20 protein-coding genes are annotated in these 23,346 nt (G+C 67.7%); 5 read left to right on the top strand and 15 right to left on the bottom strand.

Translation table 11 applies throughout. From position 1 onward, the window contains the following. Positions 1-64: 64 nt before the first annotated feature. The 5 genes from xdhA to guaD all read left to right on the top strand — a co-directional run bounded on the left by xdhA (position 65) and on the right by guaD (position 7,722). Positions 65-1,606 carry a xanthine dehydrogenase small subunit gene (gene xdhA, locus OKW35_RS31805; RefSeq protein ID WP_429554161.1) on the top strand — a complete coding sequence of 514 codons (1,542 nt, stop codon included), beginning with the start codon at positions 65-67 and terminating at the stop codon, positions 1,604-1,606. Then, a complete protein-coding gene (gene xdhB / locus OKW35_RS31800) occupies positions 1,606-4,095 on the top strand; it encodes a xanthine dehydrogenase molybdopterin binding subunit (protein ID WP_429554160.1) in 2,490 nt (829 codons plus the stop codon). Before xdhA ends, xdhB begins: the two co-directional genes overlap by 1 nt. Next, positions 4,076-5,092 carry a xanthine dehydrogenase accessory protein XdhC gene (gene xdhC / locus OKW35_RS31795; RefSeq protein ID WP_429554159.1) on the top strand — a complete coding sequence of 339 codons (1,017 nt, stop codon included), beginning with the start codon at positions 4,076-4,078 and terminating at the stop codon, positions 5,090-5,092. The genes xdhB and xdhC overlap by 20 nt, the downstream gene beginning before the upstream one ends. Before the next feature lie 47 nt (positions 5,093-5,139). Beyond that, positions 5,140-6,189, top strand: a complete 1,050-nt coding sequence (locus OKW35_RS31790) for an adenosine deaminase (protein WP_429554158.1) — start codon at positions 5,140-5,142, stop codon at positions 6,187-6,189. 165 nt (positions 6,190-6,354) lie between these two features. After that, on the top strand, positions 6,355-7,722 hold the full coding sequence (gene guaD / locus OKW35_RS31785) for a guanine deaminase (RefSeq protein ID WP_429554157.1): 1,368 nt from the start codon (positions 6,355-6,357) through the stop codon (positions 7,720-7,722). A gap of 78 nt (positions 7,723-7,800) precedes the next feature. Here the strand turns inward: guaD and OKW35_RS31780 are convergent, their stop codons facing one another. The 15 genes from OKW35_RS31780 to OKW35_RS31710 form a co-directional block, all read right to left on the bottom strand. After that, positions 7,801-8,175: a hypothetical protein gene (locus tag OKW35_RS31780; protein ID WP_184061309.1), complete on the bottom strand. Its 375-nt coding sequence runs from the start codon at positions 8,173-8,175 to the stop codon at positions 7,801-7,803. 11 nt (positions 8,176-8,186) lie between these two features. Continuing rightward, the gene (locus OKW35_RS31775) at positions 8,187-8,831 is read right to left on the bottom strand and encodes a hypothetical protein (protein ID WP_429554156.1); all 645 of its coding nucleotides are present in this window, start codon (positions 8,829-8,831) and stop codon (positions 8,187-8,189) included. A 316-nt stretch (positions 8,832-9,147) separates the two neighbouring features. Then, on the bottom strand, positions 9,148-10,392 hold the full coding sequence (locus tag OKW35_RS31770; protein ID WP_429554155.1) for an NAD(P)/FAD-dependent oxidoreductase: 1,245 nt from the start codon (positions 10,390-10,392) through the stop codon (positions 9,148-9,150). Further along, the gene (locus OKW35_RS31765; protein WP_429554154.1) at positions 10,389-11,669 is read right to left on the bottom strand and encodes a beta-ketoacyl-[acyl-carrier-protein] synthase family protein; all 1,281 of its coding nucleotides are present in this window, start codon (positions 11,667-11,669) and stop codon (positions 10,389-10,391) included. Before OKW35_RS31765 ends, OKW35_RS31770 begins: the two co-directional genes overlap by 4 nt. After that, positions 11,666-12,892 (bottom strand): beta-ketoacyl-ACP synthase, encoded by a 1,227-nt coding sequence (locus tag OKW35_RS31760; RefSeq protein ID WP_429554153.1) that lies wholly within the window; start codon positions 12,890-12,892, stop codon positions 11,666-11,668. Before OKW35_RS31760 ends, OKW35_RS31765 begins: the two co-directional genes overlap by 4 nt. Beyond that, on the bottom strand, positions 12,892-13,617 hold the full coding sequence (locus OKW35_RS31755; RefSeq protein WP_429554152.1) for a 3-ketoacyl-ACP reductase FabG2: 726 nt from the start codon (positions 13,615-13,617) through the stop codon (positions 12,892-12,894). Before OKW35_RS31755 ends, OKW35_RS31760 begins: the two co-directional genes overlap by 1 nt. Then, on the bottom strand, positions 13,614-14,102 hold the full coding sequence (locus OKW35_RS31750; protein ID WP_187613235.1) for a hotdog family protein: 489 nt from the start codon (positions 14,100-14,102) through the stop codon (positions 13,614-13,616). The genes OKW35_RS31755 and OKW35_RS31750 overlap by 4 nt, the downstream gene beginning before the upstream one ends. Positions 14,103-14,107: 5 nt before the next feature. Then, positions 14,108-15,292 carry a beta-ketoacyl-[acyl-carrier-protein] synthase family protein gene (locus OKW35_RS31745; protein ID WP_429554151.1) on the bottom strand — a complete coding sequence of 395 codons (1,185 nt, stop codon included), beginning with the start codon at positions 15,290-15,292 and terminating at the stop codon, positions 14,108-14,110. Continuing rightward, positions 15,289-17,748, bottom strand: a complete 2,460-nt coding sequence (locus OKW35_RS31740) for an MMPL family transporter (protein WP_429554150.1) — start codon at positions 17,746-17,748, stop codon at positions 15,289-15,291. The genes OKW35_RS31745 and OKW35_RS31740 overlap by 4 nt, the downstream gene beginning before the upstream one ends. Then, positions 17,748-18,458, bottom strand: a complete 711-nt coding sequence (locus tag OKW35_RS31735) for a LolA family protein (protein ID WP_429554149.1) — start codon at positions 18,456-18,458, stop codon at positions 17,748-17,750. The genes OKW35_RS31740 and OKW35_RS31735 overlap by 1 nt, the downstream gene beginning before the upstream one ends. Continuing rightward, entirely contained in the window at positions 18,446-18,886 is a 441-nt protein-coding gene (locus OKW35_RS31730) for an acyl-CoA thioesterase (RefSeq protein ID WP_429404785.1), read from the bottom strand. Before OKW35_RS31730 ends, OKW35_RS31735 begins: the two co-directional genes overlap by 13 nt. A gap of 90 nt (positions 18,887-18,976) precedes the next feature. Next, complete coding sequence (locus OKW35_RS31725; protein ID WP_429489800.1) at positions 18,977-20,701, bottom strand: glycosyltransferase family 2 protein; 1,725 nt, start codon at positions 20,699-20,701, stop codon at positions 18,977-18,979. Further along, positions 20,701-22,425: an AMP-binding protein gene (locus OKW35_RS31720; protein WP_429554148.1), complete on the bottom strand. Its 1,725-nt coding sequence runs from the start codon at positions 22,423-22,425 to the stop codon at positions 20,701-20,703. The genes OKW35_RS31725 and OKW35_RS31720 overlap by 1 nt, the downstream gene beginning before the upstream one ends. After that, positions 22,425-23,093, bottom strand: coding sequence for a hypothetical protein (locus OKW35_RS31715; protein ID WP_429335153.1), 669 nt, complete (start codon positions 23,091-23,093; stop codon positions 22,425-22,427). Before OKW35_RS31715 ends, OKW35_RS31720 begins: the two co-directional genes overlap by 1 nt. After that, on the bottom strand, positions 23,093-23,344 hold the full coding sequence (locus OKW35_RS31710) for an acyl carrier protein (protein WP_013090186.1): 252 nt from the start codon (positions 23,342-23,344) through the stop codon (positions 23,093-23,095). The genes OKW35_RS31715 and OKW35_RS31710 overlap by 1 nt, the downstream gene beginning before the upstream one ends. Positions 23,345-23,346 lie beyond the last annotated feature (2 nt).

Here is a 23,346-nt window from a genome sequence, read left to right as displayed (position 1 = left end):
GAGGCCGGCTTTTTGCGACCCCATGCGTAACGCGCGCCCGGTCCGCACTGTCTTCCGATTCGCCATGACAACGCAAACCATCCGCTTCTACCATCAGGGGTCCGTCCGCGAGGTCGCGGGCGTGCCGGCGACGCGCACCGTGCTGCAGCACCTGCGCGAGGACTTGCGCTGCACCGGCACCAAGGAAGGCTGCGCGGAAGGCGACTGCGGCGCATGCACGGTCGTGATCGGCGAACTCGATGCGCGCGGCGACCTCACGTTGAAGGCGGTCAACGCCTGCATCCAGTTCCTGCCGACACTCGACGGCCGCGCCCTCTTCACCGTCGAAGATCTGCGCGCCAAGAACGGCGCGCTGCATCCGGTGCAGCAGGCGCTGGTCGACTGCCACGGTTCGCAATGCGGCTTCTGCACACCCGGCTTCGTCATGTCTATGTGGGCGCTCTACGAGAACCAGCCCGTCAGCGCCGGGCTGCCGACCCGCCATGAAATCGACGCCGCGCTGTCCGGCAATCTGTGCCGCTGCACGGGCTACCGGCCGATCATCGACGCCGCGCAGAAGATGTTCGACTACGCGCAGCATCCGCGCGTCGCGCTCGACCGCGACGCGATCGCGGCCACGCTGCGCACACTGCAACGCGAAGACACGTTCGAATACAGCGCGCCAGGCACCCGCGGCGGCGCCTTCGGCTCGCCCACCTTCCACGCCCCGCTCACGCTCGACGCGTTCGCGACGCTGCGCGCGCAGCACCCGGACGCGCGTATCGTCGCGGGCAGCACCGACGTCGGCTTGTGGGTCACCAAGCAGTTCCGCGATCTCGGCGATCTGCTGCTGTACACCGGCAACGTCGCGGAACTGAAGACGATCGCGCGCGACGCGCAAACGCTGACTATCGGTGCGGCGGTCACGCTCGAGGACGCGTACGCGGCGCTCACCGCCGACTACCCCGAACTCGCCGAACTATGGACGCGTTTCGCATCGCTGCCGATCCGCAATGCGGGCACGCTCGGCGGCAACGTCGCGAACGGCTCGCCGATCGGCGATTCGATGCCGGCACTGCTCGCGCTCGGCGCCGACGTCGAGTTGCGCCGCGATCGCACGACCCGCACCGTGCCGCTCGACGCGTTCTACCTCGGTTATCAGAAGACCACGCTCGCGGAAGGCGAATTCGTCAGCGCGCTGCGCGTGCCTCGCCCGGCCGGCGCGCTGCGGTTTCGCACCTACAAGGTGGCGAAGCGTTACGACCAGGACATCTCGGCGGTGTGCGCGGCGTTTGCGCTGCACGTCGCGGAAGATGGCACGATCCGCGCGGCGCGGGTCGCGTTCGGCGGCATGGCGGCGACGCCGAAGCGGGCCGCGCATGCCGAAGCCGCGCTCAACGGCGCGGCGTGGAACGAACCGACGGCCCGTCGCGCGATGGACGCGCTCACCGCCGACTATCAGCCGCTCACCGACATGCGCGCGTCGAGCGCGTATCGGCTGAGGGTCGCGCGCAATCTGCTGTGGCGCTTCTACCTCGAAACGCGTGACGACGCGCCGCTCGCGCTCTGCGACGTGAACGCGTTCGCGTTCGAGGCCAACGCAATCGTCGTGAAGGAGTCGCCGTGATGAACCGGACCGATGCCTTTATCGAACCCGCGGGCGCGCGTGCCGATCAACGCGAGGACGCGTCGATCGGCGTACCGCTGCCGCACGAATCCGCCGCGCTGCACGTGAGCGGCGAAGCGACCTACACGGACGACATCGCCGAGCTGCACGGCACGCTGCACGCGGCGCTCGGCCTGTCGCGCCATGCGCATGCGCGCATCGTGTCGATGGATCTCGACGCGGTGAGAAACGCGCCCGGCGTGATCGCGGTGCTGAGTGCCGACGATATCCCCGGCGAAAACAATTGCGGCCCGGTGCTGCACGACGATCCGATCCTCGCCGACGGCGAAGTGCTCTATCTCGGCCAGCCGGTCTTCGCGGTGATCGCCGAGAGCCACGAACTCGCACGTCGCGCCGCCGCGCTCGCGAAAAGCGACGACGTGATCCGCTACGAGCCGCTCGACGCGATCCTCACCGTCGCCGATGCGAAAGCCGCGAAGCAGTTCGTGCTGCCGCCACTGCATCTGCGGCGCGGCGACCCCGACGCGAAGATCGCCGCCGCGCCGCATCGGCTCGCCGGCAGATTCGAGGTCGGCGGTCAGGAGCAGTTCTATCTCGAAGGCCAGATCGCCTATGCGGTGCCGAAGGAAATGGACGGCATGCTCGTCTACAGCTCGACGCAGCATCCGAGCGAGATGCAGCAGGTCGTCGCGCACATGCTCGACTGGCCCGCGCATAACGTCGTCTGCGAATGCCGGCGCATGGGCGGCGGCTTCGGCGGCAAGGAATCGCAATCGGCGCTGTTCGCGTGCGTGGCCGCGCTTGCGGCGCAACGCCTGCGTCGCCCGGTCAAGCTGCGCGCCGATCGCGACGACGACTTTCTGATCACCGGCAAGCGCCACGATGCAGTCTACGAGTACGAAGCGGGCTTCGACGACAGCGGGCGTCTCAGCGGCGTGCGCGTCGAAATCGCATTGCGCGCCGGCTATTCCGCGGATCTGTCCGGCGCGGTCGCGACGCGCGCGGTGTGCCACGTCGACAACGCGTACTACCTGTCCGACGTCGATATCGTCGCGCTGTGCTGCAAGACCAATACGCAGTCGAACACCGCGTTTCGCGGCTTCGGCGGACCGCAAGGCGCGCTCGTGATGGAGGTGCTGCTCGACGGCATCGCGCGCGAGCTGCGGCTCGATCCGCTCGACGTGCGGCTCGCGAATTACTACGGCGTCGGCGAACGCGATACGACGCCGTACGGACAACGCGTCGAAGACAACATCATCGCGCCGCTGACCGACGCGCTGCTAGATTCGAGTGACTACCGCGCGCGTCGCGCGGCACTCGCCGAATTCAATGCGAAGAGTCCCGTGCTCAAACGCGGCCTCGCGTTTTCGCCGGTCAAGTTCGGCATCTCGTTCAACGTGCCGTTCCTGAATCAGGCCGGCGCGCTCGTGCACGTGTACAAGGACGGCTCCGTGCTCGTCAATCACGGCGGCACCGAGATGGGCCAGGGGCTCAACACGAAAGTCGCGCAGGTGGTCGCGAATCAGTTCGGCTTGCCGTTATCGCGCGTCCGGGTGACCGCGACCGATACCTCGAAGATCGCCAACACGTCGGCGACCGCGGCCTCGACTGGCAGCGACCTGAACGGCATGGCCGCCGAAGCCGCCGCGCGGACGATCCGCGCGCGGCTCGCCGAACTCGCGGCGCGCCAGCTCGGTGGCGACGCCAACGACGTGCAATTCGCGCGCGGCAGCGTGTCGGTGAACGGCGGCGCGCTGCCGTTCGAACAGATCGTCAACGCCGCGTATCTCGCGCGCGTGCAGTTGTGGTCGGACGGCTTCTACGCGACGCCGAAAGTGCATTGGGATGCGAAGTCGCTGACCGGTCATCCGTTCTATTACTTCGCGTATGGTGCGGCGGTGTCGGAGGTCGTCGTCGATACGCTGACCGGCGAGTGGAAGCTCCTGCGCGCGGACGTGCTGCACGACGCGGGCCAGTCGATCAATCCGGCGATCGATCTCGGCCAGATCGAAGGCGGCTTCATTCAGGGCATGGGCTGGCTCACCACTGAAGAGCTATGGTGGAGCCGCGACGGCCGCCTGATGACGCACGCGCCGTCGACGTACAAGATTCCCGCGGTCAGCGACACGCCCGCCGCGTTCCACGTTCGGCTCTACGACAACAGCAACGCCGAGCCGACCGTGTTCCGCTCGAAGGCGGTCGGCGAGCCGCCTTTGCTGCTGCCGTTTTCGGTGTTTCTCGCGATTCGCGACGCGATCGCGGCCGCAGTGCCGGGCGCGCGACATGCTCCGCCGTTGCGCGCGCCGGCGACGCCCGAGGCGATACTCGATGCGCTGGACGCTTTGAATGCGATGAACGCGTCGCAGACCGCAGATCCGACCGAAGCCGCCGCGCACCCCGATAGCACCGACACAAACACGCAACCCGCCGCGGAAACGCCCCACGCGGCCCCCCACGGAGAATCGCCGGATGCAAGCCTGGCTCACTGACCTGCAACATCTGCTCGCGCATGGCGACGCCGCCGTGCTGGTGACGGTCGCGCGCGTCGAAGGTTCGGCGCCGCGCGAAGCCGGCACGAAGATGATCGTCACGCGCGAGGCGGCCAGGCATACGATTGGCGGCGGCCACCTCGAATGGAAGGCGATCGAGACCGCGCGCCAGGTGCTGCGCGACGGCATGCGCGCGCCGCACATGCGGCGGCTCGAACGCTTCGCGCTGGGGCCGAGCCTCGGCCAGTGCTGCGGCGGCGCCGTGATCCTCGCGTTCGAGCGGCTCGACGTCGGCGATCTCGGCTGGCTCACGTCGCTCGCCAAGCGCCTCGCGGCGGGGCAATCGACGGTGCGCAGCGTATCATTCGGCCCCGCGCCGGATGCGGTGATGCTGTCCGAACCCGAGCCCGGCATCGACGGCGCCGACTGTCTGCTGTGGGACGGCGCCGGTTTCGACGACAGCAGCGCGCTCCTGACCGAAACCATCGCGCCGGGCGAATTCGCCGTCGTGCTGTTCGGCGCCGGTCACGTCGGCGCGGCGCTCGTGCGCGTGCTGGCGACACTGCCTTGCACGGTGCGCTGGGTCGACGAGCGCGACGCGCAGTTTGCGTCGCTCGATGCGCTGCACGCGCCGAACGTGAGGATCGACGCGAACGACGCACCCGACGAGGCGATCGATCAGGCCGCGCCGAACACGTACTTCGTCGTGATGACGCACAACCACGCGCGCGATCTCGAACTGGCCGAACGCATCCTGCGGCGCGGCGACTTCGCGTTCTTCGGCATGATCGGCTCGCATACCAAGCGCAAGCAGTTCGAGCATCGGCTCGCGGCTCGCGGCATCGATCCGGCGCGGATCGCGCGGATGAAATGTCCGCTCGGCGTCGACGGCATCGTCGACAAGTCGCCCGAGGTCATCGCGATCTCGGCGGCCGCGCAGGTGTTGCAGGCCGTCGAGGCGAACGCGGGTGCGCGCCACCCGACGCAGGCGGTTTGATACGCGGCCTGCGCCGCTCGTTACCCAACACACAATTCCAAACCACGATGAACCCGACAACCGCTACCCCTGCTTCCCCCGTTACGCTCGCCGACAAAACCGCGCGCGCACCGAAGGCCGAGCTGCATATCCACATCGAAGGCTCGCTCGAACCCGAGCTGATTTTCGCGCTCGCGCAACGCAACGGCGTGAAGCTCGCCTACGACTCGGTGGAAGCCTTGCGCGCCGCCTATGCGTTCACCGACCTGCAATCGTTCCTCGACATCTACTACGCGGGCGCGAGCGTGCTGCTGCACGAACAGGACTTCTACGACATGACGATGGCCTACGTCGAGCGCTGTCTCGCCGACAACGTCGTGCATAGCGAAATCTTCTTCGACCCGCAGACCCATACCGAGCGCGGCGTGCGGATCGCGACCGTCGTGGCCGGCATCGAACGCGCGCTCGCCGACGCGGAGAAGCGCGGCATGTCGAGTAAGCTGATCCTGTGTTTCCTGCGCCATCTGTCCGAGGACGATGCGCTCGCCACCTTCGACGAAGCGCTGCCGCTGTTCGAGCAGTACGAGCATCGGCTGATCGGCGTGGGGCTCGATTCGTCGGAACGCGGTCATCCGCCGTCGAAGTTCGAGCGCGTGTTCGCGAAGGCGCGCGCGCTCGGTCTGAAGCTCGTCGCGCATGCGGGCGAGGAAGGCCCGCCGTCCTACATCTACGAGGCGCTCGACGTGCTGAAGGTCGACCGCGTCGATCACGGGGTGCGCAGCATCGAGGACCCGGCGCTCGTCACGCGCCTCGCCGATACGCGCGTCGCGCTGACCGTGTGCCCGCTGTCGAACCTGAAGCTGTGCGTGTTCGACGACCTGACCAGGCACACGCTGAAAGACCTGCTCGATCGCGGCGTCGCGGTGACTGTCAATTCCGACGATCCGGCCTATTTCGGCGGCTACGTGAACGCGAACTATCTGGCGACGATCGACGCGCTGAAGCTCGACGACGCCGAGGTCTACACGATCATCCGCAACGGCTTCGAGGCGTCGTTCGTGACGCCCGAGGAACGCGCCATGCTGATCGGTAAGCTCGACGCGTATTGGCGGCACTGAGTGGCGGCACTGAGCCGCGCGCCGACGGATTTCAACTGACGGGCCTCGACCGACGTCGGCGGCCGGCGGCTTCGCTTCGTTCGGGCAAACGGCAACGACCCGAACCGGGAAGCCGCTGCCGCTGCCTGCGCCGCCCAGCTTTCAACATTCGGAGACAGCTTTTCCATGACTGAATCGGCTCATACCGCGCAAGCGGCGGCGCAAGCGGCATTCCGCGCCCCTCTGCTGACCTTCAACGGCGATCCGGCGCACGCGCCGAACGCCGTGGTGTTTCACGAGGACGGTCTCCTGATCGTGGAAGACGGCCGCGTCGTCGCGGCGGACGCGTATGCGGCGCTCGCGTCGCGGCTCGCGCCCGGCACGCAGGTCGTGGAGCGGCGCGACAAGCTGATCCTGCCGGGCTTCATCGATACCCATATCCACTATCCGCAGACCGACATGATCGCGTCGCCGGCGCCGGGTCTGCTGCCGTGGCTCGACACGTACACGTTCCCAACCGAGCGCCGCTTCGCCGACATCGCGCACGCCCGCGACACGGCGAGCTTTTTTCTCGACGAACTGCTCGCCTGCGGCACGACGACCGCGCTCGTGTACTGCACGGTCCACAAGGAATCCGCCGACGCCCTCTTCGCCGAGAGCGAAGCGCGCAATCTGCGCATGGTCGCGGGCAAGGTGCTGATGGACCGCCACTGCCCCGCGTTCCTGCGCGACACCGCGCAATCGGGCTACGACGACAGCGCCGAGCTGATCGGCCGCTGGCACGATCGCGGCCGCCAGATGTACGCGCTGACGCCGCGCTTCGCGCCGACCTCGACCGAGGCGCAGCTCGAAGCATGCGGCGCGCTCGCGCGGCTGCATCCGGACGTGTTCGTTCAGAGCCACGTGGCCGAGAACACCGACGAGGTGAAATGGGTCGCCGAGCTGTTCCCCGGCCACCGCAGCTATCTCGACATCTACGATCACTATGGGCTCTTGCGCCGTCGCGCGGTGTACGGCCATTGCATCTACCTCGACGACGAGGACCGCAAGCGCATGGCGCAAACCGGCGCGCTCGCCTCGCACTGCCCGACCTCGAACCTGTTCCTCGGCAGCGGCCTGTTCGACTTCGACAAGGCCGACTCGGCCGGCATGCCGATCGCGCTCGCGACCGACGTCGGCGGCGGCACGTCGTTCTCGATGCTGCAGACGATGAACGAAGCGCACAAGGTTGCGCGCCTCGGCGGCCATCATCTGACGGCGACGCGCACGTTCTATCTCGCGACCGCCGGCGCGGCCGAAGCGCTCGATCTCGGCGACAAGATCGGCACGCTGAGGGACGGCTCGGAAGCGGACTTCGTCGTGCTCGATCCGCAGGCGACGCCGCTGCTCGCGCGCCGCACCGCGCGGCGCGAATCGCTCGAGGAGCTGCTGTTCGCGTTCGCGCTGCTCGGTGACGATCGCGCCGTATATGAAACGTATGCGGCCGGCAAGTGCGTGCATCGCCGCGACGACGCGCGCCAGCGCGTGCCGGGACGCGCGAAGATCGCGGCTTGACACCAGCTTCGGTTGAGACGCCCCAGTTGCAGACGAAACGCTAGTGGGCGTCTTGGTCCGCGAGTGCTCACAAATTGGCTATTCAGTGTCAATTTCGAGCGTCTCAAATTCGACGGCAATCTCAGCGCCAACTGTTGAGAAAACGTATGCGATATGGTCGGCACGGCGCTTTCCAAAATGCGCGGATTTCTTGAGTACCTCGATTGCCGCGGCGTATGCCTCATCACCGGGTTTCAACACCTCAATCGAATTGACGATGTTCAACAATCCACCATCAATGATGCTCGCGCGCGTCACTCCAAGAAAGGTAACGGTCGCGCGCCGGCTCTCATCGTACAACCCGAGTGTTAGTACGTTTGGTGTATTGGCGCCACCTTCCTTGCTGGTCGCAATCGCATCCAGGTACCAGTCATGAAAACCGCCGAACTGTTCCAGTGCATCTGTGATGGTCATGGTGGCTTGTCCTATGGAAGTATGGAGACCGGCCAGCCGTGATCGCGGCCCTGGTCGTCCCAGTTGTGGGCGTGCGGATTTGGCTGGCCATGATGGTTGTCGAAGTCAATATCAACGGTCGGGGTGCCTTGTAAACCGTACATCCGCCATTGCTTCTTTTTCCCCGGCGCGTTCTCAACCCACGCGTTGGGCATACCCTCAAACGGGATTCCAGCCAGTTCCGTCGAATCCCCCGACAAGTCGTTAGCGTAGTATGCAAACGGCTGGGCATCGCCGAGCAGCGTTGAGGCGCCCGCATCGTGGGCCAGATCGCCGTCGCTGTTGCTGGCTGCCGTGGCTGCGCGTGGAGCGATCAGCCCGGTTTGCCGGGTGGCTGGATCAGCCCGGCCGGACAGCATGGGTTCCCCGTTCGGGAGACCGACGGCCCTCGCCCCGAGATTGCTCAACGGCGTGCTGTGGGGGGATGGAAACAGGTCGGCCCGAGGGCCTTTAATGGCAAGACGAGCACCTCTGCGCAGATCGTCGAGAAGCGCATTAATGATCCACCAGCCATCGGTGTTGGGGTTCCAGTTTCGCACACCATCAAACGCCAGCAACTGACGATCAATGAGACGCCTGACCAGCGTTAGGTCCTCCTCCCACTTTCGCTGATTCAATCTGACAATACTGAGAAATTCCTGGGTCTCCGCCTTGGCCTTCTGAAGGTCTGCGGCCCTTCCGAGGCACGCCTTGTAGTGCCGCTCATCGCAGATGACATAACAGGCACCAAGGGGCCTTTGACAGCGCAGCTCCACCGGAGTGCATTTCAAATACGGACAAGGACATAGGCGTGTCGACGATCTATTTGAAGTTGCTGCCCGGATTGGCAGCATCCAGATAGATACCGTGCTCGGGGTCGTCCGTATATGGGCGACAGCCCAAAACCTCAACTGCCCTCGATCCCCTGGGACACGCCCAAAGCGGCGCCCCGCCTCAGCCCGCCTTGCACACCTCGTGCAACGCGTTGAGGCGCCGCACCGGATCCGCGACATACGGATTCGACTCGTCCCACGCGTAACCGGCGAGCACCGCGCAGATCATGCGGCGGATCGGCGTCACCTGTTCCGGGTAGTAGATGATGTCCTGCAGCTCGCCCGTGTACCAGCGCTCGACGAATGCGCGGAACGTATCGATGCCCTTGCGCAACGGCACGTCGTAGTCGGCTGACCAGTCGACCGTCGCGCCGTCGAGCTGCCGGTTCAGCGCGCGCGCCGCCAGATGCGCGGAGCGCAGCGCGATCGTCACGCCCGAGGAAAACACCGGATCGAGAAACTCGCCCGCATTGCCGAGCAGCGCATAGCCCGGCCCATGCAGACTCGCGACACTCGCCGCGTAGCCGCCGATCTGCCGCACCGGCATCAGGAACGGCGCCTGCCCGATCAGCCGGTTCAGCGTCGGCTCCTGCCGGATCAGCGCGCGCAGCGTCGCCTCGCGCTGCGTTTCGGGCACCTCGAGAAAACTCGCCTCGGCGACACATCCCACCGAAGAACGGCCGCCCGCGAGCGGAATCATCCAGAACCACACGTCGCGACGCTCGGGATGCGTCGCGATGCAGATCTTGTTGCGATCGATGTCGTCGAGCGCGAGGCCGTCGCGCACGTGCGTGAACAATGCGGCGCGCGTCGGCATGCGCGTCGGCGCCTCCAGCTTCAGCAGGCGCGGCAGCACGCGCCCGAAGCCGCTCGCATCGAGCACGAAACGCGCTTCGACCCGATGCGCGCAGGCACTTTCATCGACGACGTCGAGCACCGGTGCCGCGCCCGTGCGCACCGCACTCACCGTGTGGCCGAACCGCACGTCGGCACCCTGCGCGGCCGCGCAGCGAATCAGCACGTCGTCGAACAGCGCGCGCTCGACCTGATACGTGGTGCCCCAGCCCGGCGAATGCTTGTCGCGAAAGTCGAACGACGAGCTCTGGTCGCGATATACGAAGTGCGCGCCGTTCTTGTACTGGAAGCCCGCCTCGACGACGGCCTGCAGCATGCCGGCCTCTTCGAGGTACGCCATGCTTTGCGGCAACAGGCTCTCGCCGATCGAGAAGCGCGGAAAGTGCTGACGCTCCAGCACCAGCACCGAGCGGCCCGCCTTACGCAGCAGTGCGGCGGCCACCGCGCCGGCGGGACCCGCGCCGATGATCGCGACGTCGACCACGGTCCGCTTTGAAGAATCGCTGTTCAAATCACTCCTCCAACGGTTTGCGTGCGTTGCCGCGCCGTATGCGAGCCTCGCCACGCTTCGAACATCAGGCTCGCGCAGCTCCCGCCGAACCCGAAAGAAACCGACATCGCCGTGTCGATGCGCGCGTCGCGCGTCACGCGCACGAGCGGCATGTCCCGCACTTGCGGCTCCGGCGTATCGACCAGCGCGGTCGCCGCGATGAAGCCCTCACGCATCATCAACAGCGTATAGATCGCTTCGTGCGCGCCGCACGCGCCGAGCGAATGCCCGGTCATGCCCTTGGTCGACGAAAACGCGGGCAACCCTTGCGCCGATGCAGCGAACACGTCGCGCAACGCGTGCAGCTCTTCGAGATCGCCGAGCGGTGTGGACGGCGCATGCGTGTTCACGTAGTCGGGACGCCGGCCCGCCTGCTCGAGCGCGCCGCGCATCGCGCGCGCGATGCCGGCCGCACGCGGCGCGACCATGCCCGCGCGATCGGTGCAATCGCCGAAGCCGCTCAGCTCCGCGTAGATGCGCGCGCCGCGCGCGAGCGCATGGTCGAGCGCTTCGAGCACGAGCACGCCGCCGCCCGACGCGATCACGAAACCGTCGCGCTGCGTGTCGTACGGCCGCGATGCACTGTGGGGCGTGTCGTTGAAGCGGCGCGACAGCGCGCCCATCGCGTCGAACATCAGCGTCGTGTTGTCGTGCAGCGCTTCGCTGCCGCCCGCGAGCACGATCTGCTGGCGGCCGTTCTGGATCAGCTGCATCGCCTGCCCGATCGCGAGCGCCGACGTCGTGCATGCCGATGACGGCGAATAGCTGACGCCTTCGAGCCCGAACATCTGCGCGACGTTCGCCGACGCGGTGCTGCTCATCGTATGCGGCACCGTGAACGGCGGCACCTTGTCGACGCCGCGCGTGTGCGCGATCGCGAGCGCCGCGTCGTAGCTCGCCATCGTGCCGACGCCCGAGCCGATCACGACACCCGCGCGCGGCGACTGCAATGAAGCGAGGTCGAGCCTTGCATCGTCGATCGCGCATCGCGCCGCGTGGCACGCGAAGCGCGCGGTGTCGCCCATGAAGCGTTCGAGCTTGCGCTCGAACGGCGCCTCGTGCGCGACCGACGCCACGCCCGCGACTTGCGATGCAAACCCGCGCTCGCGCCACGCATCAATACGCTCGATTCGCGAGTGCCCCGCACGCAACGCCGCGCAGACTTCGTCGAGCGTATTGCCGAGACACGACACGATGCCCATGCCGGTCACGACCACGCGTTGCAGGCCTGTGCTCATCGAACGCGCCGGAAAATCAGCGACGTGTTGATGCCGCCGAACGCGAAGTTGTTGCTCATCACGTACTCGGCGTCGATCTCGCGCGCGCCGCCGACGATGTAATCCAGCGGCGCGCAAGCCGGATCGAGGTGGTCGAGATTCAGGGTGGGCACGTACCAGTTGCGCTTCATCATCTCGATCGTCCACCACGCCTCGATCGCGCCGCACGCGCCTAGCGTATGGCCCACATAGCTTTTCAGCGAGCTGATCGGCATGCGCGCGCCGAAGGTCTGCGCGGTCGCGTGGCTTTCGGCGATGTCGCCGCGATCGGTCGACGTACCGTGCGCGTTCACGTAGGCAATCGCTTCGGGCGGCAATTGCGCGTCGCGCAGCGCGAGTTGCATCGCGAGCGCCATCGTGTCGGCGGTGGGTTGCGTCATGTGCGCGCCGTCCGAATTGCAGCCGAAGCCGACCACTTCCGCGTGAATCCGCGCGCCGCGCGCCAGCGCATGCTCGTATTCTTCGAGGACGAGCGTCGCCGCGCCCTCGCCGACCACGAGGCCGTCGCGCGCGGCATCGAACGGACGCGGCGTCAGATGCGGCTCGTCGTTGCGCGTGCTGGTCGCGTACAGCGTGTCGAACACGGCGACCGCGGGACCCGACAGCTCTTCCGCGCCGCCCGCGAGCATCAGCGTCTGTTTGCCGGACTGGATCGCCTCGTACGCATAGCCGATCGCCTGGCTGCCCGACGCGCACGCGCACGAGGTCGGGATGATGCGGCCTTTGAGGTCCCAGAACAGGCTCACGTTGACGGCCGTCGTGTGCGGCATCATCTGCACGTAGCTGTTCGACGTGACGTTGCTCATCAAACCGGTTTCGAGCATCGTGCCGAACGCGCGGATCGGCTGCACCGAGCCCGACGACGAACCGTACGCGACGCCCATGCGGCCATCCGCGATGCTCGTGTCGTCGGCGAGACCCGTGTCGGCGAGCGCGAGTTCGCTCGCGCGCACCGAGTACAGCGACACCGGGCCCATCGAACGCACTCTCTTGCGCGGGTAATGCGCGGGGATCGTGAACCCGGGCAGCGGACACGCGAGCCGCGTATGCAGCGACTCGAAGTAATCCCACTCGGACATGCGCCGCACCGCGTTCTCGCCGCGCTTCAGGCGCGCTTGAACCGCGTCCCAGCTATCGCCGAACGCGGTCACGCCGCCCATGCCGGTGATGACGACGCGCTTCATCAGACCATCCCGCCGTTCACGCCGATCACCTGGCGCGTCACATACGACGCGCCATCCGACATCAGAAAGCTCACCACCGACGCGACCTCGGCCGGCTGGCCGACACGGTTCATCGGCACGGTCTTCAGCGCGTGATCGAGCGTCACCTCTTCGAGCATGCCGGTTTCGATCAACCCCGGCGCGACGCAATTGACGGTGATGTTGCGCGACGCGAGTTCGACCGCGAGCGCCTTGGTCGCGCCGATCAGTCCCGCTTTCGCGGCGCTGTAATTGACCTGGCCGCGATTGCCCATCACGCCCGACACCGACGCGATCGTGACGATGCGGCCGCCCTGGCGCGCGCGCACCATCGGCATCGTCAGCGGATGCACGACGTTGTAGAAGGCATCGAGGCCGGTTTCGATCACCACGTCCCAGTCTTCTCCGGTGAGCGCCGGAAACGCCGCGTCGCGCGTGACACCCGCGCTGCACACGATGCCGTAGTAAGGACCGTGCGCGGCGACGTCGGCTTCGAGCGCCTCGCGGCACACCGCGCGCTCGCGCACGTCGAATTGCAGCACGCGCGCCGTGCCGCCCTGCGCGGCGATGCCCGTCGCGACCGCGTCGGCTTCGCTGCGTCCGGTGCGGCAATGCACGGTCACGGCGAAACCGTCGGCGGCCAACTTGTACGCAATCGCGCGGCCGATGCCGCGGCTTGCGCCGGTAACGAGAACTCGCCGGCTCATGAACTGATGCTCCCTTCGATGAATGACTGGAAATCGGGCGGTTGAAACACCTTGATCACCGCTTCGGCACAGCGCGCGTCGCCGTCGTCGATCGTGCATTCGTAGGCACTGTGGCCTGCGTCGCTGCGCAGCAGCTCGCTCACGTGAACGCGCAAACGCGCGCCGCTTTGGAACACCGGCTGCAACGCCTGATAGCTGCGCGAGCCGAGCAGCACGCCGGGACGCGCATGGCCACCGCCGCGCATCGCGACGAGCGCGATGTGCGCGGCGATCGCCTGCGCCATCAGCTCGATGCCGATCCACGCGGGCATCGCGCCGGCGGCGTCGGCATACCATGCGTGCGGGTCGACGTCGGCGAAGGCGCTCAGCGTGGTGTCGGCGAACGTGTCGATCGCATCGAGCAGCAGCATGCTGCCGCGATGCGGGATGATCGCTTCGATCGGCTGACGCACGAGTTGCTCGACAGTGAGTGGCGGAGTCGTCATGCGCTTTACCTGGCGAGAATCAGGCTGACATTGCTGCCGCCGAACGCGAACGAATTGCTCATTGCGTACTGCGTGCCCGTGCCGCGCGGCAGATGGCGCGCGCCCGCGACGAGATCGAGCGCGGGCAGCGCGGGATCGGCCTCGCCGTCCCATAGATGCGGCGGCAGCGGCGCGTTTTCGCGCGCGAGCGTGAGCCACGCGAAGCCGAGTTCGGTCGCGCCGGCCGCGCCGAGCAGGTGGCCGGTCAACGGCTTGGTGCCGCTGGCGGCGACGCCGCCGGGGAACACGCGCGCCATCAGACGCGCTTCCATTTCGTCGTTCTTCTGCGTGGCGGTCGCGTGCAGATTCACATAGCCGACCGCCGAGGCCGCGATGCCCGCGTCCGCGAGCGCTTCGCGAAGCGCGAGTTCGCCCCCGACGCCCTGCGGGTCCGGCGCCGAAATATGATGCGCGTCGCTCGATTCGCCGAGGCCCGCGAGCCGCACCGCCGCTTCGTCGCGGCTCATCAGGAACACGGCCGCGCCCTCGCCGACGTTGATGCCGCGGCGATTGCGGCTCATCGGATTGGTGCGCGCGCTGCTGGTCGATTCGAGCGACGCAAAGCCCTGCACCGTCAATTCGCATAGCGAATCGACACCACCGACGACGACCGCATCGCATAGCTGCAATTGCAGCAGCCGACGCGCCGACGCGAACGCCTTCGCGCTCGACGTACACGCGGTCGAAATCGTAAACGCCGGCCCGTGCACGCCGAGCGCGGCGGCAGCGAACGGCGCGGCGGTGCCGATTTCCATCTGCCGATAGTTGAAATTGGCCGGCAACGCGCCGGCTCGTGCGTGATAGACGAACGCGGTTTCGGCCGCCTCGATGCCCGACGTGCTGGTGCCGAGCACGACGCCGATGCGCTGCGGGCCGTAGCGCTCGCGCGCGGCTTCGAACGCGGGCGCGATCTGCGCGAGCGCCGCGAGCAGCAGCCGGTTGTTGCGGCAGTCGTAGCGCGCGAGGTCGGCGCGCGGCGCGAGATCGAGCGGCGCGAGCACGCTGCCGACGAACGCGTCGCCGATGCCGGTATGCACGTTGCCCATGCCAGGCGAGCGCGCGGCGGCGAGCGCCGGCACGATCTCGTCGACGTCGCCGCCGAGCGCGTTGATCATGCCCAGCGCGTGCAAATAAACTGTTGGCGCTTTCATGCCGCCCTCCGTGGTTCCGATGACCTGCCCGAGCGCGCTGCCGATGGCATGCCGAGAGGCGCGAGCAGCACCGCCACCGCGATGCCGAGCGCGAGCGTGGTGCCGAAGCTTTTGAGCGCGGGCATCGCGCTCACGCCGAGCATGCCGAACGACAACAACGTGGTCGCCGCCGACAGCAGCACGCCGGTCCACACCGCGCCGAGATCCGCCTCTGCGCGCGCGCAGCCTTCGCGCAGGAACACCGCATAGTTTGCGCCGACGCCAAGCACCAGCATCAGCGCGAGCCAGTTGAACAGATTGAGCGGCACGCCCGCGTAGCCGAACACCGCCAGCGCGACGCCGACCGCGAACAGCACGGGCAAGGTCGTGGCGATACCCCCGCGCGCCCCGTAGCGCAGCATCAGCAGCACGCACACGAGCACGAGCGCGCCGCCGAGCCACCAGCCGCTATCCACGCGATACGCGCCGAACAGCCTCGACACGCTCGCGGCCTTATCGACGAACACGACGCCGGGCAGGCCGCGCGCGAGCGCGATCAGCGCGGGCTCGTTGCGCGGCGTCACGCCTTGCGGGATCACGACGGCCACATAGCTTTGGTCATGCGCCCGATTCGCGTCATTCGATCCCACCGCGCCGAGCCACAGATGCCGATACGGCTGCGACCACGGCGCCGCGAGCCAGCGCTCGACGGTGAGCGGCGCGGGCGGCTTGGCGAAGCCGGCGAGCCACGCATCGGCGACTTCGTCCTTGAAGCCCGCTTGCAGCAGCGTCGCACGCAACGCGGCGAAGTCGCCGAACACATGCTGCGCGAGCAGCGCGCGATCCTCGCGCTGACGTTGCGCGGACGGCACGAACTGCGCGACCGACTGGTAGCCGCCGACGCTATCGGCACTGCCGTCCAGCGCATCGAGCTTCGCACCGAGCGCTTCGGCGCGTTGCAGCACCGCTTCCTGGGTCGCGCCGCGCACGACGAAAAACTGCGCGCTGTTATCGACGCCGACCGCCTCGCGCACCGTGTCTTCCTGCGCGGCCAGCGACGCATCACGCTGGATCAGCAGATGGATGTCGTCGTCGCTGCTCAGACGCAGCCAACCGGGCACCGACGCGATCAGCAGCAGCGCAGCGACCAGCCAAGCGCGCTTGCCGCCGAGCGCATGCTGCCAGCGCGCGAGCAGCCGCGCCGCGCCCGCGAACAGGCGCCGAGGGCTGTGCTTCGGCGCGCGCGTGAGCAGCGCGGGCAGCAGCCACAGCACCGACGCGAACGCGGTCGTAATGCCCACCATCGCGAAGCACGCGATCTGCTTCAACGCGGGGAACGGCACCCACATCAGGATCGCGTAGCCGAGCAGGCTCGTCGCCAGCGCAACGCCCAGCGCGGGCCGTACCCTCCGCGCGCCGAGCCGCGCATCCCAGTCGCGGCCCGCGCCGAGATAGACGACGAAATACTGGATCGAGTAATCGACGGCCTCGCCGATCAGGCTCGCGCCGAACACGAGCGTCAACAGATGCAGCTTGCCGAAGATCAGCAGCGTCGCCGCGAGCGCGCAGACGATGCCGAGCGCGGTCGATACGAAGCCGAGCAGCAACAGACGCGGCGAGCGGAACACCCACATCATCAGCAGCGCGATGCCGGCGAGCGACGCGATGCCGATCACGTGCACCTCGCGTTCGGAAGCGCTGCGCGCGGCCTCGGCGTAGAACACGGCGCCCGTGCGTGCAACCGATACGTCGGGGAACGTCTGACGCAACGCGCTTTCCGCATCGGCGAGCGCCGCGTGTACCGCGCGCTGCGTCTTCGTTTCGTAGGCGGAGCCCGGCAGCGTCGCGATGACCAGCACGCTGGTCATGTCGCCATGCGCGTCGTGACGATGCGACACCAGCAGGTTGTCCTCGACTTCGAGATTCGACGTCGCGAGCGGCAGATTGCCGAGCCAGCGTTCGAGCCAGCCGAACGGATCGTCGGCGAGTTGCGTACTGAGGCCGCCTTGCAGCGGGCTGTAGATGCGCTGCGCGAGCATGTCGTGCAGCGTCGTCGCGCTCGCGGTCGCGAGCGCGGTGCGATCGGCCGGCGCGAGCAGGCCGAAGCGGTATGGCAGATACAGCGCCGAGATCTGCGACAGGTCGAACGGCGGCAGTTCGGCCGTCACCGATGCGAATGCGCCGCTCTTTTGCAACGACGCGCCCAGCCGCTTCGCGGCCGCTTTCGCGTGCGCATCGTCGCGGCTCGTGACGAGCAGCACGGTGCGATCGCCGAGCGCGCTCGCGAGCGTGTCGACCGCTTTCTCGGCGACCGGGTCCGCTTCGGTCGCGGGCAGCAGCGCGAGCAGGTTGGTTTCGAGCGGCGACGCTCCGGCGAAGCGCCAGCCGCAATACAGCGCCGCCAGCAGCGCGAGCACGAGCCATGCGGCGCGCACGCCCCACGCATGTTTCGCGGTTCGCTGCTGCGGCATGTCCATCACGGCGCTCCGAACAGGCTGCGCTCGTCCGGCGTCGGCTCGGCAACGGCCGCGCTGTTCGCGAACTCGAGCTTCGTCACATCGCCGTTCGCGAGCGTGATGCGCAGGTTTTGCAGATAATCGCCGCCGCTCATGTCGAGGCCCTTGATCGATTGCGCGAGCTGCGGTTGATTCGGCGTGAGTCGCATGCGCCATTGCGCGGCGCTGCCTTCGGCGCTCACGTCGAACTGCGAGTACAGCGCCGACAGATCGCCGCCGAGCATCGCGCGCATCATCTTCGACACTTGCGCGACGCCGCGGCTGCCCTGCGCGCTTTGCGTGCTCACGCGGCGGCCGCTGGCGTCGAGCTGCGCGACGCCTGCGTCGGTGATCACGTAGGTGGCCTTGTACGGCGTGTCGATCCGCCAGATCACGCCGCGCTCGCGGAAGAACAGCAAGGTGCCGTTGCTGACGAGCGGCTGCTTCATCGCGGCAAGCGTCTGCGTCTGCGTGAATTGCGCGCGCACGCCCTTGGGCTGCGCGAGATGCGCGGCGATCTGCGAGACGAGCGCGGCGTTGGCGTTGCTGGCGGCGTTGGCGGCTGGAGCCGTATTGCTGGCGGTGGCCGCATCGGCCGACGCCGCTGCCAATGCAAGCGCCCCTATTGCGACGATCGCCCCCGCCGGCCGCGACACGAGCGCTCCCAGCCCGCACCGGTTCACCGTCCCCATACGCGTCCCAGCTTTTCGAATACGACCGGCGGCGACACGAACTGCAATTCCTCGGTGGCGGCATCGACGGCGACCTGGATCGTATAGCCCTTCGTGAGCCGCGCGCCCGATGCGCAATCGACGATTTCATAGCCTATTTTCAGGCGGTTTTCGTATTCGAGCAGTTGCGCGCGCACCTCGATCTTCTGTCCGTACACGGCGGCCCGCACGTACTTCAGATGCGCCTCGACGATCGGCCACAGATAGCCGGACGATCGCATCTCGCGATAGTCGTAGTCGAACGCGCGCAACAGGGCCGCGCGGCCCAACTCGAAGTACTTCAGATAATTGCCATGCCAGCACACGTTCATCGCGTCGACGTCGTGAAACGGCACTTCGACGGTCGCGCTCGCGGCGAGCACGTGCTGCGTTTTCGCGGGCTCGCTCATGCGTTGACTCCTTGGCGATCGGCAGCGGCACCGGCATCCACATGCGCCGCGGCACTCGTAACAGCGCGTAGGTGCCGTACATCGTTCAGATCATGGTCGGCCATTTGCGCCTCGCTCGGGGCTGGCCCAGAAATCGAAGAAATTGAACCATTGGTAAGGGGCCTTGCGGCAATAGTGTTCGAGGCGCAGCGCGTAGCGTTGCGCCCACGCTGCCAGATGCTGCGCGCGTTCGCGGCGCGGCAGCTCGATGCGCTCGGCGAACGGCTCGAAATACATGCGGTAACCGTCGCGTTCCTTCAGGCAGAAGAACAGGTAGACCGGACAGCCGAGCGCATGCGCGAGCACGTAGGGTCCTTGCGCGAACGGCGCGCTCGCGCCCAGAAATTGCGCGTCGGTGGTGCGTCCCGCCTCGCGCGCCGGCACCCGATCGCCGACGATCACCAGCAGCTCGCCCGCATCGATGCGCTGCTGCATCAGCACCGCCGTCTCGGGACCGAAGTCGCCGACTTCGAGCAGATGCCGCGCGAAGTCGCGATTCGACGACGCCAGCACCTCATTGAAGCGGCGCGCGTGCCCGGTGTAGACGACCGCCGTGACCTTCGCGTGTTCGCCGCGGATGGCGAGCGCGCGCATCATCTCCAGGTTGCCGAGGTGCGCGCCGATCACGAGCGCGCCCTTGCCGCTCGCGATCAGTGCTTCGAACGCCGCAGGATCGTCGAACGTGACGTCGGTGTCGTCGACGCGGCCGGTCCATGCGGCGAGCTTGTCGAAGCCCGATTGCGCGAACGCGAGCATATGGCGATACGCGGACAGCCAGCCCGGGCGCGGCGTATCCGCCGACGGCGCGACCGCGCTCAGATGCGCGAAGTAGTTGTCCGACGCGGCGCGCGCCGCGCGGCCCGTCAGCAGAAAATACGCGACGACCGGATGCAGCCACAGCGCGGTGAAGCGGCGGCCGAACAGCTTGCAGCTCAGCGCGAGCAGGCTCATGCCGAGGCGACTGCCGCGTTCGGCGATGCGCCACCATGCTTCGGGCCGGGCTTCATCGGCGGCGTCGGCCAGCGCGCCGCGGCGCGGCATCAGCTTGTGCGCGAGCAGCATCGGCAGACGCCACAGCATCCCGAACACGAGCCGCGTATGGCTGCGGCTGATTCGCACGTTGTCCCACAGCACGTCGAAATGCGACACGCCGTCGGCCGCGTAGGTCACGCGCGTCGGGACCGAGCGGAACGCGGCGCGGCGCCAGTAGAGACGCACGAGGATCTCGATGTCGAAGTCCATGCGCGTGGGCAGTCGCACGCTGTCGATCAGCTCGCACGCGAGCGCGAGCGGATACAGACGAAAGCCGCACATCGAATCGCGAATCGTCAGCGACAGCGTCTCGATCCACACCCACACGTGGGTCAGATAGCGGCCGTACAGACGTGCCTTCGGCACGCTGTCGTCGTAGACCGGACGGCCGAGAATCACCGCGCCGGGTTCGGCGCGCGCGGCATCGATGAAGCGCGGCACGTCGGTCGCATCGTGCTGGCCGTCGGCGTCGATCTGCAGCGCGTGCGTGTAGCCCGCGGCGCGCGCCGCGCGCAGGCCCGCCATCACTGCCGCGCCCTTGCCGCCGTTTGCGGGCAGACGCAGCAGCGTCATCTGCTGCGCGTATTGCAGCGCGAGCGCGGCGAGTACCCGCTGGGTCGGCGCGTCGCTGCCGTCGTCGACGACGAAGATCGGCAGGCCGTGCACCGCGAGATGCGCGACGCTCGCTCCGATCGCGTCCTTGTGGTTGTAGATCGGAATGACGATGCAGGGCGCGAACGTCATCACGCGTCCTCCCGATGCACGAGCAAGCCCGACGCGCATTCGCGTCCGTCGAGCCGGTACGCGAACTGCACACGCCGGCGCGCGGCATCATAGGCGAGCGTGAGCTCGAGCACCGCACCGGGCGACACCGGCGCCATGAACTTCAGGCGGTCGACCGACGCCACCTCTCGCACGCGCGGCCAATGCCCCGCCGCGAGCCGCGCTGCCCAGTCGACCTGCACGACACCCGGCAGAATCGGCAGACCCGGAAAGTGGCCGGCGAAATGCTGGAGTGACTGCGGCACGCGCAGCACGTAGTGCAGCGTGTCGCCGACGCGCATGTCGCCGACGCGCATGTCGCCGACGCGCGTTTCGGCGAGCACTTCCATGCCCTCGGCGAGCGGCGCGAACGCGGCCGCAACCGCGCTCGCGGGCAGCTTGCCGCGCGCGTCGAATGGCAGGCTCACGCGAAAACGCCAATGACGCGGGAGCACGACCGCATCGAAGTAATCGGCCAGATGCCGGCGCAGCGTTTTCGCCAGCGCGACGCGGCCTTCGTCGCACAACGCAGCGCCGCCCGCTTCGGTCAGCGCGACCACCGCGCCGACGCGTTCGCGCGACGCGCCTATGAGCGGCACCAGCGCCGCCTGCGCGACATACGGATGCAGCGCGAGACGCGCCTCGAGTTCCGGCAGCGAGACGCGCTTGCCGCCGAGCTTCAGCACGCGGTCGAGGCGCCCTTGCAAGCGGAAGCGCCCGTCGGCATCGAACGCGATGCGATCGCCGGTGCGATGCCAGCCGTCGTGGTCGAGATGCAGCGAGCGCACGCACAGCGCGCCGTCGTCGTCGCGGCGCACTTCGGCGCCGGCGACCGGCTGCCACGCGTCGCCCTGATCCTGACGCCGCCACGCGATCCCGCCGGTTTCCGTGCTGCCGTAGATTTCGAGCGGCGCCGCGCCGTAGCTCGCCGCATAGGCCTGCGCGGCGTCGGCCGCGAGCGGGCCACCCGACGAAAAGAACGCGCGCGGCGCGGGCGTAAGCACGGCGAAGCCCGGCAACGCGGGCCAACGCGACAGCTGCGCGGGCGTCGACACCACCGCCGTCGCGCCGCATTGCGCGATGCGCGCCTGCAGTTGCAGCGGCTCGACGCCGATCGCGCGATCGAAGGCGCGGCCGGCCGCGAGCGGCCACAACACGCGAAACAGCAAACCGTAGATGTGGTGATGCGGCACGCTCGCGAGCATCGTCGCGTCGCCGAGCAATGCGCCCCATTGCCGCTCGAGCGTGTGGACTTCGGCGTTGAATTGCGCGAGCGTCTTGCGGATCGGCTTCGGCATGCCGCTGCTGCCGGATGTGTAGAGCGTCATCGGCGCGTGGGCGTCGATCGGGCGGGCGGTGTGAGCCGCGCGATGCGTCGCTGCGACGAACGGCGGCAGATCCGCATCCGTCAGCAGGAAGTCGTAAGCGTGCGCGAGATCGGCGAGATAGGCCGGCGTTGCATTGGCCGGAATCACCGGCTCCTTGCCGCACGCGAACAGCGCGAACAATGCGCAGGCGAACTCGAACGGATCGTCGATGCAGAGCGCGCAGCGCCGCGCGTCGGGCGTTCGCACGAGCTCGATCAAGCCCTCGACGCGCGCGCGAAACGCCGCGCGATCGAGCAGCACGGCGCCATCGCGGCACACCGGTGCGGCGGACGTCGCAAGCGCGGCATCGGCCGACAACAGATCATGCAGCGCGAGCATCAGGCGGCCTCCGAATCCGCTCGCGCGGCGCGCGGCAGCACGAACAGACGTCGCCATACGTATTCGCCCGCCAGCAGCGCGCCGATCAGTGCATAGGCGATCGCGCCGTTGTACAGCGACCAGGCCGCGCGGCTCCAATAGAGCGCGGTGTAGACGGAAAACGCGCCGTTCAGCACGAAGAAAACGCACCAGACCTGGGTCACGCGCCGCGTATAGCGCACCGCACCCGGCGGCAGATCGGGACTGCCGAGGCGCGCAAATTTTTCGATCATCGACGGCCCGCGCACGAGCGTCGCGCCGAACGCGATCAGCAAACCGAGATTGACGAGCGACGGATAGAAGCGCAGCAGCAGCTCGCTATCGGTGACGACGATCGTCGCCGATGCGCAGCTCAGCATCGCCACCACGGTCCAGTCGAGCGTGGAAAGCTGCCGCAGCGACATCGCAACCGGACCGCCACCGGCCCAGCGCTGCAGCCATAAAGTCACCAGCAGCATGCCGCCGACGAGACGCGGCGCGTCCCAGCGCCATGCGCACAAGATCAGCGCCGGGTAAGCGAGTTTCAGCAGCACCTGCAGGACGGTCCTGCTCCAGTGAGGCCGAGCGCCGGATTCGCTTGCGGCGGGACGTGGCTGCGACATCTGCGTGCGCGGGTGCGCGACCGGCATCAGCCTTGCGCCGCGAGCAGCGATTCGACCGCGCCGATCACGTCGCCGACCGTGCGCACGGATTTGAAGTTCTCCGGCTTGATGCGGCGGCCGGTCATCTCCTGCAGCTTGATCGCGAGATCGACCGCGTCGATGCTGTCGAGATCGAGGTCTTCGAACAGGTGAGCGTCGGGCGTCACACGCTGCGGCTCGATCGCGAAGTTTTCCTGAAAGATCGCGCGGATGCGCTCAAGAATCTCAGTCTCGGTCACGA

This window comes from Paraburkholderia sp. MM5477-R1 (genome assembly GCF_050436385.1).
Classification (GTDB): domain Bacteria; phylum Pseudomonadota; class Gammaproteobacteria; order Burkholderiales; family Burkholderiaceae; genus Paraburkholderia; species Paraburkholderia tuberum.
Note: the sequence above shows the minus strand (reverse complement) of the source record. Positions and strands in the feature narration are given on the sequence as shown.

Bases quoted from the DNA above. Each gene is read 5' to 3' on its own strand.
- guaD (WP_429554157.1), top strand. From the start codon at position 6,355: ATGACTGAATCGGCTCATACCGCGCAAGCGGCGGCGCAAGCGGCATTC.
- OKW35_RS31765 (WP_429554154.1), bottom strand. From the start codon at position 11,669: ATGAGCACAGGCCTGCAACGCGTGGTCGTGACCGGCATGGGCATCGTG.
- OKW35_RS31780 (WP_184061309.1), bottom strand. From the start codon at position 8,175: ATGACCATCACAGATGCACTGGAACAGTTCGGCGGTTTTCATGACTGG.
- OKW35_RS31735 (WP_429554149.1), bottom strand. From the start codon at position 18,458: ATGGGGACGGTGAACCGGTGCGGGCTGGGAGCGCTCGTGTCGCGGCCG.
- OKW35_RS31755 (WP_429554152.1), bottom strand. From the start codon at position 13,617: ATGAGCCGGCGAGTTCTCGTTACCGGCGCAAGCCGCGGCATCGGCCGC.
- OKW35_RS31740 (WP_429554150.1), bottom strand. From the start codon at position 17,748: ATGGACATGCCGCAGCAGCGAACCGCGAAACATGCGTGGGGCGTGCGC.
- OKW35_RS31720 (WP_429554148.1), bottom strand. From the start codon at position 22,425: ATGCTCGCGCTGCATGATCTGTTGTCGGCCGATGCCGCGCTTGCGACG.
- OKW35_RS31760 (WP_429554153.1), bottom strand. From the start codon at position 12,892: ATGAAGCGCGTCGTCATCACCGGCATGGGCGGCGTGACCGCGTTCGGC.
- OKW35_RS31790 (WP_429554158.1), top strand. From the start codon at position 5,140: ATGAACCCGACAACCGCTACCCCTGCTTCCCCCGTTACGCTCGCCGAC.
- OKW35_RS31715 (WP_429335153.1), bottom strand. From the start codon at position 23,093: ATGCCGGTCGCGCACCCGCGCACGCAGATGTCGCAGCCACGTCCCGCC.
- xdhB (WP_429554160.1), top strand. From the start codon at position 1,606: ATGAACCGGACCGATGCCTTTATCGAACCCGCGGGCGCGCGTGCCGAT.
- xdhC (WP_429554159.1), top strand. From the start codon at position 4,076: ATGCAAGCCTGGCTCACTGACCTGCAACATCTGCTCGCGCATGGCGAC.
- OKW35_RS31745 (WP_429554151.1), bottom strand. From the start codon at position 15,292: ATGAAAGCGCCAACAGTTTATTTGCACGCGCTGGGCATGATCAACGCG.
- xdhA (WP_429554161.1), top strand. From the start codon at position 65: ATGACAACGCAAACCATCCGCTTCTACCATCAGGGGTCCGTCCGCGAG.
- OKW35_RS31730 (WP_429404785.1), bottom strand. From the start codon at position 18,886: ATGAGCGAGCCCGCGAAAACGCAGCACGTGCTCGCCGCGAGCGCGACC.
- OKW35_RS31750 (WP_187613235.1), bottom strand. From the start codon at position 14,102: ATGACGACTCCGCCACTCACTGTCGAGCAACTCGTGCGTCAGCCGATC.
- OKW35_RS31725 (WP_429489800.1), bottom strand. From the start codon at position 20,701: ATGACGTTCGCGCCCTGCATCGTCATTCCGATCTACAACCACAAGGAC.